Source organism: Corallococcus sp. RDP092CA (genome assembly GCF_041903675.1).
Taxonomy (GTDB): domain Bacteria; phylum Myxococcota; class Myxococcia; order Myxococcales; family Myxococcaceae; genus Corallococcus.
Window position 1 is genome coordinate 1 of record NZ_JAYESI010000104.1, and the last position, 884, is coordinate 884.

Sequence of the window (884 nt, forward strand, 5' to 3'; positions counted from 1 at the left end):
CAACTCCTCGAAGGTGCGGTTCACCTCCGGCTCGTACCGGTCCGCCCTCGTCACCGCCGACTTCAACTGGTCCGGCACGATGAGCGCTGGCGCCCCACCGAAGGCCTCCAGCGCGCGCACGGTGCTGCCGACGAAGTCCGTCAGCTTCTGGCTCCACGTGGCCTCCGCGTACACGTAGCTGGAGGCCCCCAGCGTCGCCACGTACAACTCCACCTCCCGCACCTCGCCGGTGCCACCGTCCACCACCGTCGGCTTCTTCCCGGAGTAGTCGACGAACACCTTCTCACCGGCCTTGTGCGCCTGCTTCATCGTCAGCCGGTGGCGTGCCAACCACTCCCGGTACACCTCGCAGAACTGCGTGTACCGGTAGCCTTCCGGGTGCCGCTCCAGGTACTCCAGATGCAAGAGCTCCAGCGTCACCCCGGGCCGCTTGCGCTCCTGGTGTATCCACACCGGGTCCGGCAGCGGCCGCTCCGTGCCCGGCGCGCACTTCGGGCCGTACAGCTGGCGCTCCAACTCCTCCTCCTCCAGCGCCTCCACCGCCTCCCACGTCAACCCCAGGTGCGCCGCACGGCTCATCACCTTGCCCACCACTCCAGGGCTGACGCCCACGCTTCGCGCCACCTCCCGGTGGCTTCGCTTCAGGCCCCACTTCTGACGGATGATTTCTCGAATGCTGTGCATCGGCAGTCTCTCGGTGGCCATGGCCGCTCTCCCTCCGGCGGCCTTCTTGCCAGGACTGCCCAGCGCTCATTCGGCTCCGAACTCCCTGTTCACACGGCCGAACTCCGTGCCCACGTGGCCGAACCTCCTGTCCACGATGGGCCGAACTCGGTGATCACGATGCTCCGATCTGAGTGTTCACGATGGGCCGACGCGCGCAG

1 protein-coding gene is annotated in these 884 nt (G+C 67.5%); it reads right to left on the minus strand.

Translation table 11 applies throughout. From position 1 onward, the window contains the following. The coding region (istA, locus tag U8525_RS34355) for an IS21 family transposase (protein WP_374270955.1) at nt 1–705 on the minus strand (705 nt) is incomplete at its 3' end. Nucleotides 706–884: the final 179 nt, after the last annotated feature.